General features: G+C 61.1%; 15 protein-coding genes and 1 tRNA gene. 8 read left to right on the top strand and 8 right to left on the bottom strand.

The window, feature by feature from the left end; translation table 11 throughout:
* Positions 1 to 16 precede the first annotated feature (16 nt).
* From ACVWNW_RS02650 to radA, 4 genes are all read right to left on the bottom strand, one after another.
* Positions 17 to 784: an amino acid ABC transporter ATP-binding protein gene (locus ACVWNW_RS02650; RefSeq protein ID WP_454482882.1), complete on the bottom strand. Its 768-nt coding sequence runs from the start codon at positions 782 to 784 to the stop codon at positions 17 to 19.
* The gene (locus ACVWNW_RS02645) at positions 781 to 1,638 is read right to left on the bottom strand and encodes an amino acid ABC transporter permease (RefSeq protein WP_198208631.1); all 858 of its coding nucleotides are present in this window, start codon (positions 1,636 to 1,638) and stop codon (positions 781 to 783) included. The genes ACVWNW_RS02650 and ACVWNW_RS02645 overlap by 4 nt, the downstream gene beginning before the upstream one ends.
* Before the next feature lie 25 nt (positions 1,639 to 1,663).
* Entirely contained in the window at positions 1,664 to 2,527 is an 864-nt protein-coding gene (locus ACVWNW_RS02640) for an ABC transporter substrate-binding protein (RefSeq protein WP_211120261.1), read from the bottom strand.
* 122 nt (positions 2,528 to 2,649) lie between these two features.
* Positions 2,650 to 4,059 carry a DNA repair protein RadA gene (gene radA / locus ACVWNW_RS02635; protein WP_454482879.1) on the bottom strand — a complete coding sequence of 470 codons (1,410 nt, stop codon included), beginning with the start codon at positions 4,057 to 4,059 and terminating at the stop codon, positions 2,650 to 2,652.
* A 90-nt stretch (positions 4,060 to 4,149) separates the two neighbouring features.
* Here radA and ACVWNW_RS02630 point away from each other — a divergent pair, with 90 nt between their 5' ends.
* Together ACVWNW_RS02630 and ACVWNW_RS02625 are read left to right on the top strand one after the other, a co-directional pair.
* On the top strand, positions 4,150 to 4,803 hold the full coding sequence (locus tag ACVWNW_RS02630) for a hypothetical protein (RefSeq protein ID WP_454482877.1): 654 nt from the start codon (positions 4,150 to 4,152) through the stop codon (positions 4,801 to 4,803).
* A gap of 67 nt (positions 4,804 to 4,870) precedes the next feature.
* Positions 4,871 to 4,960, top strand: coding sequence for a 30S ribosomal protein bS22 (locus ACVWNW_RS02625; RefSeq protein WP_004268639.1), 90 nt, complete (start codon positions 4,871 to 4,873; stop codon positions 4,958 to 4,960).
* A gap of 138 nt (positions 4,961 to 5,098) precedes the next feature.
* Here ACVWNW_RS02625 and rpiA read toward each other — a convergent pair whose 3' ends face one another.
* From rpiA to ACVWNW_RS02605, 4 genes are all read right to left on the bottom strand, one after another.
* Positions 5,099 to 5,797, bottom strand: coding sequence for a ribose-5-phosphate isomerase RpiA (gene rpiA, locus ACVWNW_RS02620; RefSeq protein ID WP_198191403.1), 699 nt, complete (start codon positions 5,795 to 5,797; stop codon positions 5,099 to 5,101).
* A 106-nt stretch (positions 5,798 to 5,903) separates the two neighbouring features.
* Positions 5,904 to 6,938: a ribonuclease H family protein gene (locus ACVWNW_RS02615; RefSeq protein WP_454482875.1), complete on the bottom strand. Its 1,035-nt coding sequence runs from the start codon at positions 6,936 to 6,938 to the stop codon at positions 5,904 to 5,906.
* A gap of 83 nt (positions 6,939 to 7,021) precedes the next feature.
* Complete coding sequence (gene pgm / locus ACVWNW_RS02610; protein WP_454482873.1) at positions 7,022 to 8,695, bottom strand: phosphoglucomutase (alpha-D-glucose-1,6-bisphosphate-dependent); 1,674 nt, start codon at positions 8,693 to 8,695, stop codon at positions 7,022 to 7,024.
* 62 nt (positions 8,696 to 8,757) lie between these two features.
* Entirely contained in the window at positions 8,758 to 9,852 is a 1,095-nt protein-coding gene (locus ACVWNW_RS02605; RefSeq protein WP_198208627.1) for a diacylglycerol/lipid kinase family protein, read from the bottom strand.
* Between the two features lie 220 nt (positions 9,853 to 10,072).
* Here ACVWNW_RS02605 and ACVWNW_RS02600 point away from each other — a divergent pair, with 220 nt between their 5' ends.
* The 6 genes from ACVWNW_RS02600 (at position 10,073) to ACVWNW_RS02575 (ending at position 14,571) form a co-directional block, all read left to right on the top strand.
* Positions 10,073 to 10,750, top strand: a complete 678-nt coding sequence (locus tag ACVWNW_RS02600; RefSeq protein ID WP_454482870.1) for a serine dehydratase beta chain — start codon at positions 10,073 to 10,075, stop codon at positions 10,748 to 10,750.
* A 12-nt stretch (positions 10,751 to 10,762) separates the two neighbouring features.
* Positions 10,763 to 11,638, top strand: coding sequence for an L-serine ammonia-lyase, iron-sulfur-dependent, subunit alpha (gene sdaAA, locus ACVWNW_RS02595; protein WP_046323279.1), 876 nt, complete (start codon positions 10,763 to 10,765; stop codon positions 11,636 to 11,638).
* Between the two features lie 170 nt (positions 11,639 to 11,808).
* A complete protein-coding gene (gene serS, locus ACVWNW_RS02590; RefSeq protein ID WP_454482868.1) occupies positions 11,809 to 13,095 on the top strand; it encodes a serine--tRNA ligase in 1,287 nt (428 codons plus the stop codon).
* 93 nt (positions 13,096 to 13,188) lie between these two features.
* A tRNA-Ser gene (locus ACVWNW_RS02585) sits at positions 13,189 to 13,273 on the top strand.
* Positions 13,274 to 13,463: 190 nt separating this feature from the next.
* Complete coding sequence (locus ACVWNW_RS02580) at positions 13,464 to 13,961, top strand: hypothetical protein (RefSeq protein WP_121913581.1); 498 nt, start codon at positions 13,464 to 13,466, stop codon at positions 13,959 to 13,961.
* Between the two features lie 10 nt (positions 13,962 to 13,971).
* On the top strand, positions 13,972 to 14,571 hold the full coding sequence (locus ACVWNW_RS02575) for a YbaK/EbsC family protein (protein WP_454482866.1): 600 nt from the start codon (positions 13,972 to 13,974) through the stop codon (positions 14,569 to 14,571).
* Positions 14,572 to 14,676 lie beyond the last annotated feature (105 nt).

Genomic DNA, 14,676 nt, shown 5'->3' with positions numbered 1-14,676 from the left:
GTAGGAACCTTGGAATTCACAGCCCTCGGAAGTGGCTGAAAAACTCCCTGGTTCGCGGATTCTCAGACTCGTCCATGACCTCTTGCGGCGTTCCGTTCTCGGCGATGACGCCGTCCAGCAGCAGGACAACCCGGTTGGCCGCATGATGGGCGAAACTCATCTCGTGGGTGGCCATGAGAATAGTGGTGCCTCCGGCGGTCAGCTCCGAAACCATGGCCAGGACCTCGCCTACCAGCATGGGGTCCAAGGCTGAGGTGATCTCATCCAGCAGGAGAAGTTCCGGGTCGGTCATCAGGGCTCGGACGATGGCCACCCGCTGCTGCTGGCCGCCGGAGAGCTGATCGGGGTAGGCTCCGGCTTTCTTCTTCATGCCGATTCGATCCAGCAGTTCCAGGGCCCGCTCCCTGGCCTGGTCCTTGGGCATGCCGTGAACTTTGATGGCCCCCAAGGTCACGTTTTTCAGGACGTTCATGTGGGGAAAGAGGTTGAACTGCTGGAAGACCACGCCGATTCTGGCCCGACAGGCATCCTGGTTGATCCTGGGATCCGTGATGTCGGTGCCGCCCAGCCATATCCGTCCATCGTTGACGGTCTCCAACAGGTTGATGCACTTCATCAGGGTGGACTTGCCCGACCCGGAGGGACCCAGCAGGGCCACGGTTTCATGAGGCATGATGGTCATGGAAATGCCGCGCAGGACCTTGTTGCCCCCCGGGTAGGTCTTTCGCACGTCCTCCAAACGGAGCACTGGCTGGTCCTGTTTGGCGCCTGCCTGTTCGCTCATACCATGCCTCCGCTCTGTTCGCGCTTGCGCAGCCGGTTGGAATACCAGTCGTTGAGAAGAATGAAGGGGACTGAGGTGGCGATGAAGAGCACTGAAGCCACCACGTAGGGGGTGAAGTTGTAGGAGGTGGCCACGATGATCTGGGCCGCCCTGACCGCGTCGACGGCTCCCAGAACCGAGATCAGCCCCACGTCCTTCTGCATGGAGATGAAGTCGTTCATCAGTGCCGGAGCCACCTTGCGCAGGGCCTGGGGGATGACGACCAGACGCATGGTCTGCCCCGAGGTCAGGCCCAGTGAGCGTGCTGACGCCCTTTGGGAGGGGCCGACGTCCTGGAAGCCGGCCCTCAGTACCTCAGCGATGTAGGCCGAATAGGAAAGGATGACCGCCACGGTGCCCAGCAGGGCTGCCGGAATCCGGTTGAAGATGGCCAGTCCGGGAATGCCGAAGCCGATCAGGTAGAGGACCACGATCATGGGGATGCCCCTCATAATTGTGGTGTAGACCTGGGCCAGCACCCGCAGGGGAAAGAGCAGCGGGTTTCGGCTGGTGCGGATCATGGCCAGGAGGGTGCCCAGCAGGGCCACGCCGATGACCGCGAAGAAAAGGACCTCCAGATTGAGCCAGAGCCCCTGGAGGACCTTAGGGAAGGCTTTCGCGAAGTAGGCGCCGGAGAAAAACGACTGCTTGACTCGGGGCCAGCCGGGTGAGGCGTGCAACCCAAGGGCGATCAGCAGAGCCAGTACAAGCGTGCTGGCGATGCTGACTGCCACGGAGCGCAGATTCTGTCGACGGCCGTAGCGTTCCCGTTCCCGTTGAATATCGCTGACCGCGTCCTGTGCCGAGGTGGCCATGAACGACAAGGTTTCCTTTCTTCTCTCAGCCCAGGGTAGGCAGGGAGGTGTAGACGTGCAGCCACTGCTTCTGCAGCTTGTCCAGTGTCCCATCCTTCTTCAGGGTGGTGACAGCCTTGGAAGCGGCCGAGGTCAGCTTGGACCCCTTGGGCAGAACTATGCCCATGCCCTCCGGGTCCTGCGAACCCTTGATCTGCCCGAGAATCTTGGCGTTCTTGACTTGCCCGGAATCGACCATGGTTACGGCTGAAGGGGTGTCCACGACAAGCGCGTCGATCTGATTGGCGTCCAAGGCCTGTGACGAGGCCACGTCGTCGTTGAAGGTGTCGATGTCAGGCTTGACCAGCTTGTGGGCCATCTCGTAGGAGGTGGAGCCGACCATGGCTCCTATCTTGGCGTCTTTGATCTGGGCAAGGGAGGTGGCGGAGGCATATGGAGAGCTGTTTCTGACCACCAGCGACTGTGTGGAGTTGTAGTAGCTGGGAGTGAAGTCCACGGCCTGCCGACGTTCCGGGGTGATGGAGAATTGCTGGATGTTCAGGTCGTAGTCCTTGCTTCCCGGAGCGATGGCGGCGTCGAAGGTTGTTCTGGTCCAGGTGACGTGCGCCTTGTCGAATCCCATTTTCTCTGCTACTGCATAGGCCACGGCAGCCTCGTAGCCTTTGCCGGATTCGGGCTTGTTGTCCTGCACGTAGGGGGCGTAGGCAGGGTCTCCAGTGGCAATGGTCAGGGTGCCGGGATTGATGGTCTGCTGGGTGATGTCCTGCTTGTCCGCTGACTGCCCGCTGTTGCTCGATGAGGAGCCACAGGCCGCGCCGGCCATGAGCGTGACTGTCGTGAGTGCGGCCGCCGTCAGCCTGCGTATGGTTTTCCTGGTGAAGATGGTCATGCTGATCTGCTCCTCGCGATGATGATGAGTGTCGGTCTTCCGGCGACTCCATCCTAGTCCGGCAGGTTAACGAGTCGGCAGGTGAACGCCTTATGGTGCGATAGGGGATCAGCGGCCACTTTTCAGACCAGCCCCAGAGCCTCCAGAGCCTCGGCAAGATAGGTGACTTCGATCACTTCCAATCCCTGAATGGGCTTTCGGCCTCCTGAATGTCGGTCGGGCGGGACCAGCGCCCGGGTGAATCCCAGGCGAGCGGCCTCTTGCAGCCGGTGGTTGAGCTGAGGCACAGGCCTGACCTGCCCGGTCAGCGAAATTTCGCCCATTGCACAGGTCGTGCGCAGGATGGGCCGGGACTTGGCTGCACTAGCTAGGGCGGCCACGATGGCCAGGTCACATCCGGGCTCCTTGGCCAGCCCGCCGGCGATGGTGGACACATACAAGTCCCGTGTCAGCAGGTTGACTCGGCCGTGTCGGTAGAGCACCGCTGCCAGCATGGCCAGGCGGTTGGCATCGATTCCGTTGGTGTTGCGACGGGGAGTGGGCAGAACCGAGGAGGTGACCAGAGCTTGGATTTCGATGGGTAGGCTGCGGTGGCCGTCCAAGGTAAAGGTCACGCAGGTGCCCTCCACCTCCTGCCCGGCCGTGGACAGGAAGAGCCCGGTGGGATCGCTGACTTCTTCGATGCCCTGCTCGCCCATGTCGAAGCAGCCCACCTCGTCGGTGGGGCCGAATCGGTTCTTGACGGCTCTCAGCAAGCGCAAGGCGGTCTGTGAATCGCCCTCGAACTGGCAAACCACGTCAACCAGATGCTCGAGAGTCCGCGGCCCGGCTATGGATCCGTCTTTGGTCACGTGGCCTACCAAAAGGATGGGGATATCGTGCGACTTGGCCATGTCGATCAGGCTGATGGCTACCTCGCGTACCTGGGTGGAGCCCCCGGAGATGCCGTCGACCTGGCTGGAGACGATGGTCTGGGCGGAGTCCACGATGGCCAGTGCTGGCTTCTCGCGCTCGATCAGCCCAAGCACCGTGGCCAGGTCGGTCGTCGAAGCCAGTAGCAGTGAATCCTTGAGCGCTCCCACCCGACTTGCCCGCATTCGCACCTGAGCCTGGGACTCCTCGCCGGATATGTAAAGCACCTTGTCTTCCTGGTCGCCCAGGTCGGCTACACGGCCAGCGGTCTCCAGCAGGAGGGTGGACTTACCGATGCCCGGTTCGCCGGCCAAGAGGATGACCGATCCTGGTACGATGCCTCCTCCCAGGACCCGATCGAACTCCTCAAATCCTGTGGGAATACGCTTTACTTGGTCCGTGCCTACCCGGGTGATGGGCCGGGCCAGGCCGGTCTTCGGGGGCGCAGGTGCCGTATGGCTGCCGCCAGAGGAGGACAGACCACCGCCTGCACCTACGACACGGGCTTCATGAAATTCCTCGATGGTTCCCCACTGGCCGCATTCAGGGCAGCGTCCGAACCACTTGCCGCCGGTCCAGCCGCATTCCGTGCACACGTATTGCGTCGTCGTCTTGGCCATACCTGCACGCTATCGGGATTCAGGGACGAGGAGCTGGGCTTTTACGTCATCTTCGCAGTGCCGACACCCTGTGCATGAGAGAATGGAGGTATGGCTGAGAATCCTTCTACACCCGTGTCCTCTTCCTCTGATTCCTCCGCGCATGCCAAGCAGCGCCGTCGACGGATCGGTCTGGTCATCGCCCTGGCGGCGGTGGTGGTCCTGGTGCTCCTATCGGCTTTCGTCTGGCCTCACTGGGCGGTGCGCAGCCAAGAGCCCGTCACCGAGGCCTCGGCTTCCGCCTCCTCACAGCCCTCGCAAGCCAGCAGCCCCAAGGCCAAGGCGGTTCCCCTGCCTGATTCGGCTTCCGAGCTGCTCAAGGCAATGCCTGATACGGTGGGCGAGTTCGCCCGCGTCAAAGCGGATTCCGACAGCGAGTGGAGCACCCGTACACCTATTGAGGAGTACAACCTGGTCTACTCATCCGGCAAGTCGGGCGGGGATGTGACCCTCCACCTGGCTCAGTGGTCCAGGAGCGAAGATGCCAAGGCGCTCTATGACAGCCAGTCCACGGGCATGTCCGGCAAGGAGCTGGCCTCGGGCAATGTTCGCAGCGGCGGCACGGTCACTGGATCCTACCTAGAGAAGGCGGATGGCGACGACGAGCACAAGGCCCTGGTCATCTGGCAGAATGATACGGTGGTCTTCCGCGCCCAGGGCCAGCGGACTGCGCTGGAGGCTTTTTACAAGGCCTTTCCGCTCTAGTCGTCCCGCAAGCGGTGTACGATAAGCAAGTTGGACACTTCCAGGTAACTAAGGATCGGAGGCTCGGATGGGTTCTGTCATCAAGAAGCGCCGCAAGCGGATGAGCAAGAAGAAGCACCGCAAACTGCTGCGCAAGACTCGTCACCAGCGCAAGTAGCTTTATGACTTATGGCCCATCAGGGTCAACGAAGCCCCCCGCATCGAATGGACGCGGGGGGCTTCGTGTATATCATCGCCGGTCAGCGTGGCCAGCAGGATGCCTTCAACCAGTAGGGGAGGAGATGATTGCTGACGCTCACTTGTTGGCGTTGGTCATGACCCGGGGCCCGTTGGGGTCGCCCACGATGACTGTGTCGACCATGTTGAGGAAGAGGCCGTGTTCCACGACACCCACGGTGGTGATCAGGTCCTGGGCCAGATCCTGCGGGTGCTCGATCCGATCCAGATGCAGATCGATGATGTGGTTGTGCTCGTCCGTCAGAACCGGCTGCCCCTGGCCGTCCAGCCGCAGTACTGGGTTATAGCCGCGCTCCTTGAAACGATCCAGGACGTGGCGCTCGCCGAAAGGGATGACCTCCACTGGCAGCGGGAAGCGGCCGATGGTGTCGACCACCTTTGACTCGTCCACAATCCAGACGATCCTTCGAGAGTTGACGGCTACGATCTTCTCCCAGAGCAGGGCTGCGCCGCCGCCCTTGATGCCGTTGAAGTCCTTGTCGACCTCGTCGGCCCCGTCGATGGTGACATCGATATGATCAACCTGGTCGATGTCGACGATGCGGATTCCGTAGCCTTCGGCCTGTTCCTTGGTCCGCCGGGAGGTGGTCACGCCGGTGAACTCCAAACCCTCTTCCTTCACGCGCCGTCCCAGTTCATCCACAAAGAACCGGACCGTGGATCCGGTGCCCAGTCCGGCGGTCATGCCGTTCTCGACCAGCTTGGCCGCCTCGACGCCGGCGGCCTTCTTCAGTCTGTCCTGCTCGGTCTTGTCCATACACGCTCCTTCATGCCCGCATGCGCTCAACTGCTGATGTCTGCGGGTCTTGTTGATTCAGGTTCACTCCAGTCTAGACGATGGCCCCTGACGGTCCATGAGCCGCTCAATCCTCCACTTCGATGGCGTGCAGGCGGAAAGGCGACTCCTGAATGGTCAGGTAGCCGTCAGGATCGATGTCTGCATCTATATCGATGCTCCCGACGATATGCAGGTCCTGTCCCGTGAACATGCTGCTGCCGGATGGGGGCGGCGTGATGCGGATACGGCCGCTGGCTCTCAGTCCCCGGGCGCCGGAGTTCTTGGTCTCTTGGTCAGCCGTGTCGGTATCTGAGGTGTCCTTGAAAGCCGGCGCGAGTTCGTCTTCCTGACCATCGGCTATGTCGGGGTCGGGTGTGCCATTGATGGCCTCATCGCCTGGATCCGATACTGTGGTTTGGCTTTCTTCGATATCCCACGTCTTTGGCGACTGGGGGAATGTTGCTTCCACAGATTCGGCTTCGACAGCGGTTTCGGCCAGGTCTTTCTGCTCCTCTTGGTCCAGGCCGACCTTCTTGCGGCCCAGTTTGTCCAGAACTTGGGGCCCTCCGTCCAGTTCAGTCTTGACTGCGGACGGCACTTGCGTGCCCTTGGCATAGGGAGAGGCCAGCAGCGAACGCCATCCCTCGATGGGCAGACAGCCTTCCCGCTCGCCCTTGCCTGCAGCTGTGGCGTAGCCGCGGGCCAGAGTGTCCACTTTCTCGTTGAAGGTGTCGCCGGCGTGGCCCTTGACCCAGACAAACCTGACCGATCCCGGCCGTGCTTGGATCTCCTGGTCGATGGCTTCGATCAGGGGGCGGTTCTTCACCGGCTTGCCCTGGGAGTTCTTCCAGCCCTTCTTCTTCCATCCGGGCACCCAGGTGGTGGAGCAGTTGATGGCGTATTGGGAGTCGGTTTCGATGACTAGCGGGCGCTCGCCTGGGTGGGCTCGCAACGCCTGCAGCACGGCACATAGCTCGCCAATCTGATTGGTGCCGTTGCTGGCGCCGCCTGCATCTGCGTCGCCGCCCTCGTGATCGGCCCAGGCCCAGCCCATGGGGCCATTGGGGTTGCTCAGTGCGCTGCCGTCGGTCGAGACGACCAGGTTCTTGTCATTGGTCATGGCTCCAGCCTAGACAGACAGATAGAAAGCACCCGTGCCAGCGATGAGTACTGCGGGCAGGTGCATGCGGTCTTGTCTGGAACTCAGCTCAGGGCCTTGGCGACCACCTGGTCGGCATCGTCCAGAACCTGGTCCAGGGCCTCAGGCGAAACGAAGGATTCCGCATAGACCTTGTAGATGTTCTCGGTGCCGGAGGGGCGGGCAGCGAACCAGTTGTTCCGGGTAGTCACCTTGATGCCCCCGATTTTGGCCCCATTGCCCGGAGCCTCGGTCAGCTTGGCAGTGATGGGTTCGCCGGCCAGCGTGGAGGCCGTCACATCGTCGCCGTTCAGCTGGGCGAACTTCTGCTTCTGCTCCAATGTGGTCGGGGTGTCCACCCGCTTGTACCAGCTTTGGCCGAAGCGCTCCACCTGCTCCTGGTGGAGCTGGGCCGGATTTTTGCCGGTCTTGGCTGTGATTTCAGCAGCCAGGAGGTCGGGGATCAGCCCGTCCTTGTCGGTAGTCCAGACATGGCCGTCCCTGCGCAGGAAGCTCATTCCGGAGCTCTCCTCGCCGCCGAAGGCCACCTCGCCCTTGAAGAGGGGGTCGACAAACCACTTGAAGCCCACAGGTACCTCGATCAGCCTGGCACCGATGGATGCGGCCACGCGGTCGATCAGGGAGGAGGAAACCAGGGTCTTGCCGATGCCGGCACCATGGGGCCATCCGGGACGGTTGCCCGAGAAGAGGTATTCCACACAGACGGCGATGTAGTGGTTGGGATTCATGACCCCGGTTCCTGGACAGACGATGCCATGCCGGTCGGCGTCCGGATCGGTGCCCCCCACCAGGTCGTAGGAGTCCCAGGCTCCGGCGTTGAGGCGATCCACCAGCCCTTTCATGGCATAGGGGGAGCTGGGATCCATGCGGATCTTCCCATCGTGATCGATGGTCATGAACCGCCAGGTCGGATCCACTTCCGGGTTGACGACACCAATGTTCAGGCCGTACTTTTCATTGATCAGCGGCCAGTAGTTGATTGAGGCGCCGCCCAGCGGGTCGATGCCCAGACGGACTCCGGAGGATCTGATCAGATCGAAGTCGATGACATTGCCCAGGTCGGTCACGTAATGCTCCCGGTAGTCGAAGCGCTCCACCAGGTCGGATTTGATGGCATCCTCAAAAGGAATCCGCTTGACCTGCCTGTAGTCGCCCAGGAGATCGTTGGCCCGTTGGGCGATGGCGTTGGTGGTTTTGGCCGGAGCCGGACCGCCTGTGGGCGGGTCATACTTGAATCCGCCATCGGTAGGCGGGTTGTGGGAGGGAGTGACCACGATGCCGTCGGCCAGATCCCCGCCGGAGAAGCGCTGGGTGCCGTCAGCTGCCCGGTTGTGTGTCAGGATGGCCTGGGAGACGGTGGGGGTGGGAGTGTAGTCATCATTGGCATCGATGCGCACCCGTACTCCGTTTGCGGTCAGGACCTCGATGGCCGTCTTCCAGGCGGGAAGGGAAAGAGCGTGGGTGTCACGGCCCAGGTAGAGCGGTCCAGTGATCCCGTCCTTGGTGCGCTGTTCGGCAATGGCCTGGCTGATAGCCACGATGTGGGCCTCGTTGAAGGAGGTGGTCAGGGCGGAGCCGCGATGCCCGGAGGTGCCGAAGGACACCCGCTGGGAGGGAATTGAAGGGTCGGGGATGAAATCGTAGTACCTGCCGATCAGATCGTCGACGTTGATCAGATCTTCTGGGCTGGCAGGCTTGCCCGCATTCTGTGCTGTCATGGCTCCCATCATGCCACCCCGGCATGAGAAAGCGGACAGATGGGCAACAGGCTCTTTCGGTCTCAGTCGGACTGGGGCACCCGCACGTCCAGGGCCTGACGCTCCACGCTGAGTGCGATGTGGCAGGTCTCGCCCAGAATGTCTCCGTCCACCTGAGCCAGGGCCGGCTTCTCCAGGCGGATCTCCGCCTTGGTCCCCTGTAGCTGGACGATGGTGGAGTTGGTCGACAGGGGGCTCTGGCTGGTCTTGCGGGTTATGGTCTGATGCATCACGTCCCCGAAGAGGTTGGCCCAGCCGATCAAGCCGGCGGAGGTGTCGATGATCTCGAAGTCCAGGATGCCGTCATCGTAGGAGGCATCGGGCATCAGGGAGAATCCTGGAATCTCCCCGCAGTTGCCGGCCATGAAGGTGCGGAAGGTCACTGATGTGTTGGTCTGTGTGACCTGGTCGGGCCGGGTGATGGAGATGTCGGCCGTGTACTTGGGTGCGAACAAATGTTTGGCGCCACTGATGAAGTAGGCCAGCCAGCTGACCGTCTTCTTCAGATTAGGGTCGGTGTCGTCAATCATTAGAGCATCGAAGCCGATGCCAGCGATGATCAGGAAGGCGTGACCACGACCTTGCTCCTTACTGTCTGCGTCAAGGAGGGTCATGCGGCCCACATCCACCTGGGTGGACCCGTGCGAGGTGGCCACGGCCAGGGCGGCGTCCAGATCGCCTACTGGAATGCCCATGTTCCGTGCGAAGAGGTTTCCGGTCCCGATTGGGATGATGCCCATGACATGATCGCTGGAAGCCATGGCACTGGCTACGGTGCGTACAGTCCCGTCCCCGCCCACGGCAACGACTACGTTGGCCCCACGCTCCAGTGCCATGCGGGCGCAGGCCCTGCCGTCCCGATCCAACTGGGTTTCGATGAAGCTGAATTCGCGGATGCCCTTGTCCCGGCAGTATTGCTGGATGCGTTCGCGGGCGGCAGCAGCCTGGGGCTTGGAGGGGTTGATGACGAAGGCGTAGCTGAGCTGGTCGTCGTCTCGGGCCAGTATCTGCATGGCGAACTTATGCCGTCTTTGGGCGCGGACGATCAGCACCACCGCAGTGACGACAATGGCCGCCGCTGCCAGGATGGCGAGGATGACGACCGCTGGAATTGGCATGACTCCATTTTGCGCGCCGTGCCGACCCGAAGCCTCTGGGCGTGTCCGACGTGAACGAACCCTCTACAGCAATCACGCTGACAGTATGAGCTGATTGAGTGGTGAAAACCGTAAAGTTAAGATGGCACTTGGTCCATGTGGTCCCTTCGGTATGGAGTTGCGACGGCTTCGTGCGCTGGAAGTCTGGGAAAGCCCGGGGGTATGGGAAGAGGAGGCAGGCATGGATAAGTACAAGAGCGTGTTCGACATCATAGGTCCCATCATGATTGGACCCTCCAGCTCGCACACAGCCGGGGCCGTGGCCATTGGTCGGGTTGGACACATCCTTGCCGGGGGTGTTCCGAGCCGTGCTGATGTTCATTATTATGATTCTTTCGCTCGCACGCACAGCGGCCACGGTACCGACTACGCCATCATCAGCGGCCTGCTGGGCTTTGCACCGGATGACCCCCGGGTGCCTGATGCCATTGGCATCGCCCGTAGGCAGGGCATGGATCTGACCTTCCACGAGGAGGACGAACCAAGCCCCATCGACCACCCGAATACTGCTGTCCTGGACTTGCGGGGGCCAGCCGGTCGGGTGATATACGCGGCTTGTTCCATCGGGGGCGGGACCATTGAGGTACGGCGTATCAACTTGGACGGCTGCCAGATCACTCCTCCAGGGCTTCTGCCCATCCTGCTGGTGGAAGTGGATGAATCCGAAAAGGGCGTAGGTCGGCGATTGGAGCGCATACGCGATCTGCTTCGAGAAGAGGGTGTGACCAAGCAGACCAGGTATGAGCCCGAGGGTCCGGCCGGCATGGCGGTGTACGAGTTCGATTTGGACAATCCGCTGTCCACGCAGCAACAGAAGCAGATCGCGGGTCACTCGTCCCGGATGATGTATATCGACTAGGAGGCATGGCGCATGTTCACTTCGATTGCTGAACTCGTGAGTATGGCCGAAGAACGTGGATCGTCGATATCTGAAGTGGCCATCGACGAGGAGGTGCGACGTTCGCACCAGACCCGTGAGCAGATCTGGGCAAGAATGGCCAGGAATCTGCAGGTCATGCAGGCTGCTGTTGCCAGGGGGTCCCAGGGCGATGGCGTGTTTTCCAAGACTGGGCTGAGTGGTGGCCAGGCGGCTCTGCTGGAGCATTATCGGAAGACGCGAACCAGCCTGAGCGGTGACGCCATGCTGCAGGCCGTTGAGGCCGCCATGGCTACCAACGAAGTCAACGCGGCCATGGGCATCATCTGCGCGACGCCTACCGCCGGCTCTTCGGGCACTCTGCCCGGCGTGCTCACAGTGCTCAAGAATCGAATGGGGCTGGATGACGATGGGTTGATTCGCTGCCTGTTCACGGCAGGGGCTTTCGGTCTGGTTACCGCCAACAAGGCGATGATCTCCGGAGCTACAGGCGGTTGTCAGGCCGAAGTGGGCAGCGCATCCGGCATGGCTGCCGCTGCAGCGGTTGAGGGTGCTGGAGGCGATCCTGATGCCTGCGCCCAGGCCTTCGCCATAGCCATGAGCAATCTGCTGGGCCTTGTCTGCGATCCCGTGGCCGGCTTGGTGGAGGTGCCTTGCGTAAACCGCAACGCCATCGGCACTGCCAACGCTTTGATTGCTGCTGATATTGCCTTATCGGGTGGCGTCAGCAGAATCCCGCCCGATGAGGTCATCGCAGCCATGAAGTCCATCGGCGAGAGCATGCCATCGTCACTTAGGGAGACCGGCATTGGCGGGCTTGCGGGTACTCCCACCGGCAAACGGTTCCGCAAGACCGTATTCGGCAAGTGATGCGGGGCAGATGTATATAAAAGACGGATGGTTCCCGTCCGCCTTCCTGCCTCGGCTGCTCTTCCTGGCTGGTCGGCGGCGGTCGGGCCGGTTGCGACAGAGGCCATAAGGCTTGGGAAGAGTTGTGCGGGGCCGGTTTTCGTGTCCCCCGAAAGTCATAGAATTCAGATATGTTAGATATCAGGTTCATTCAGGAACATCCGGATGTTGTCCGTGAATCACAGCGCAAACGCGGCGAATCGGTCGAACTCGTTGACGAAGTGCTGAAGGCGGACAGCGAGCGCAGGGCGGCGCTCCAGGATTACGAAAGCCGCAGGGCCGAGCAGAAGTCGCTCGGCAAGCGCATGGGTTCGGCCTCTCCTGATGAGAAAGCCGACCTTCTGGCCCAGACCAAGAGCCTGTCGGACAAGGTGAACGCCTGCAAGGCAGCCTCCGACGAGGCAAACGCCAGGTACACCGATCTGATGTGGAAGTTCAGCAACGTAGTGGAGCCTGAGGCGCCCGAGGGCGGCGAGGATGATTACGTGGTGGTCAAGAAGGTCGGTACTCCGCGTGACTTCGCCAAGGAGGGTTTCGAGCCCAAGAACCACCTGGACCTGGGCGTTGGCGTGGCTGGTATCGACATGCGCAGGGGCGTCAAGGTCTCCGGATCCAGATTCTACTTCCTGCGCGGTGATGTGGCCCGGCTGGAGATTGCCATGCTGACCATGGCTGTGGACCAGGCCATGGAGCATGGATTCATTCCTACGATCACCCCCACTTTGGTCCGGCCCGAGGTCATGGCCGGCACCGGCTTCCTGAACGCCCATGCCGACGAGATCTATCGTCTGCGTGAGCCTGACGACCAGTATCTGGTGGGCACCTCCGAGGTCTCCCTGGCTGGCATGCACGAGGACGAGATTCTGGATTTGAGCAAGGGTCCGCTGCGCTACTGCGGTTGGTCCAGCTGCTACCGGCGAGAGGCTGGTTCCGCCGGCAAAGATACCATGGGCATCATCCGTGTCCACCAGTTTGACAAGGTGGAGATGTTCGTCTACTGCAAGCAGGAGGACTCCCGTGACCAGCACAAGCAGTTGTTGGCCATGGAGCAGGAAATGCTGGCCAAGGTGGACGTGCCCTACCGGATCATCGACACCGCCGCAGGAGATTTGGGATCCTCGGCTGCGCGCAAGTTCGATTGCGAGGCCTGGGTGCCCACCCAGGGTCGCTATCGGGAACTTACGTCAACCTCCAACTGCACCGAGTATCAGGCCCGCCGCCTCAACGAGCGCGAGCGGTTGGAGGACGGCTCCACGCGCCCTGTCAGCACTTTGAACGGGACCTTGGCCACTACCCGCTGGCTGGTCGCCATCCTGGAGAACCACCAGAATGCCGATGGCTCCATTGTCATCCCCGAGGCCATGCGATCTTACGTGGGTGGGAAAGAAGTCATCGAGCCCCAGAGCTGGGAGGCCTGAGCCGCCTCTATTGGAAGCGACCGACATTCCGTTGCTGGTTAGACCAACCTTGATGTCGTATGATGAGTGACGTGCCTGATTGGCACGTCTTTTGGACAGGTGTCTGAGCGGCCGAAAGAGACGGTCTTGAAAACCGTTGTGGCGCAAGCCACCGCGGGTTCGAATCCCGCCCTGTCCGCCTGGCTGATGCCCCGGAGCTATCTCCGGGGCATTCTTGTATTCGCTGAGTTCTATGTTCCCAGTACTGAGGTCAGCGGTTGAGACAGCGGTTTGGGCTGGAACTTGGTGTCTACAATGATGGATGGTAGCCATGCTTAATCACGTGAGCCGACCCTTGGGTGCCGACTCTGCAAGGGAAAGGTCGGGTCGTGGATCAATTCATCGCCATTGTCTCTCTGATCGGGGATTGGCTGCTTTTCACATTCCCGCTCTTCCAGGGGCTGATGGAGCTGCAGGAATATCAGGAGCTTCTGGACGACTTTGATCAGCTCAGCAAGAATTGGGATGAGGTCTCGCCCTGGTGGTGGCTGGTGCCCATCGTCAAGATTCAACTGGAGCGCAAACGCGGGCACGAAATTCTCCGTCAGGCTACCAGGACCAGATCAGAACGTCGACGGGCGCTAAGCTTCCTTGATCAGGCAACAGCCTGGTACTTCGTGTCGGTCGCAGGCTGGCTGAAGATGGTTTCCTCCTCTTATGAATTGCTTGAAACATACGAAGCCAAAGAGAACATATGGCTGTTGGTTCTTCTGATCGTTCTGCTGACCTCCGGCGGCCTTTTCAACGCCTACTATCGCATAGACAGGAAGCGGATAGGCCAGAAGGAGAAGGAGCTGAAGCCCGACTCTGAGGTGGACAACGACTGACGAGGTGTCCATGGGACCAGGCAATGGCAGCACTGATCCTGCAGCCAGAGCAGGGCTTGACGCCTCGGCCGGTATGGATAAGGGGTCATCAGGCTCGGGGGACAGGATGGTTCCCCAGCCGGTGCGAGAGCTTCTGGATGGTTTGAGAACAAATTGGCGAGTCGCTCAACACCCGCCCTTGGATACCATTGACCAGGGCATGGAGCTGGGCATTGCTGACCTGCTGGGGCTTTCTATAGAAAACCTCTCCAAGTTCCTGCTGCTGGAGGATGCTGGAGGTCTGCTGATACTCCTGGTGGCCAGGGGCATAAGGCGACCGGATCTGCGCCAGGTGCGGGAGGTGGTCGGATGCCGGAGGCTGCACATGGCCTCAGCTGCCACCCTGAGCGAGTGCCTGGGTACGGTGCCAGGTAGGGTCTCGCTGCTGGATCTGGTGGGTCATCGTGGCCAGGTGAACACCGTTGTCTTGGACGGTAATCTGACGGCAACTGACGAACAGACAGCACTGCCGTTAGGCTCTGACGACGTGTCTGTCTGCTTGCCCGGCTCTTGCCTCCCGGATCTTGCTCGGAAGCTGGCATCCCAGGTGTTCATACTGCCAGAAAGTTGAAGCTGTCGGCTCAGTCATTGCTCCTGGTCTCTGCTCTGGGAGAAGCTGGAAACCGTTGTGTGTGAAGGAGGGAAGGAGCAGGCCGGTGAGGCTGAATCTGTCTTG

This window comes from Bifidobacterium sp. JNUCC 75 (assembly GCF_054819865.1).
This window is presented reverse-complemented; position numbering and strand designations above follow the sequence as displayed.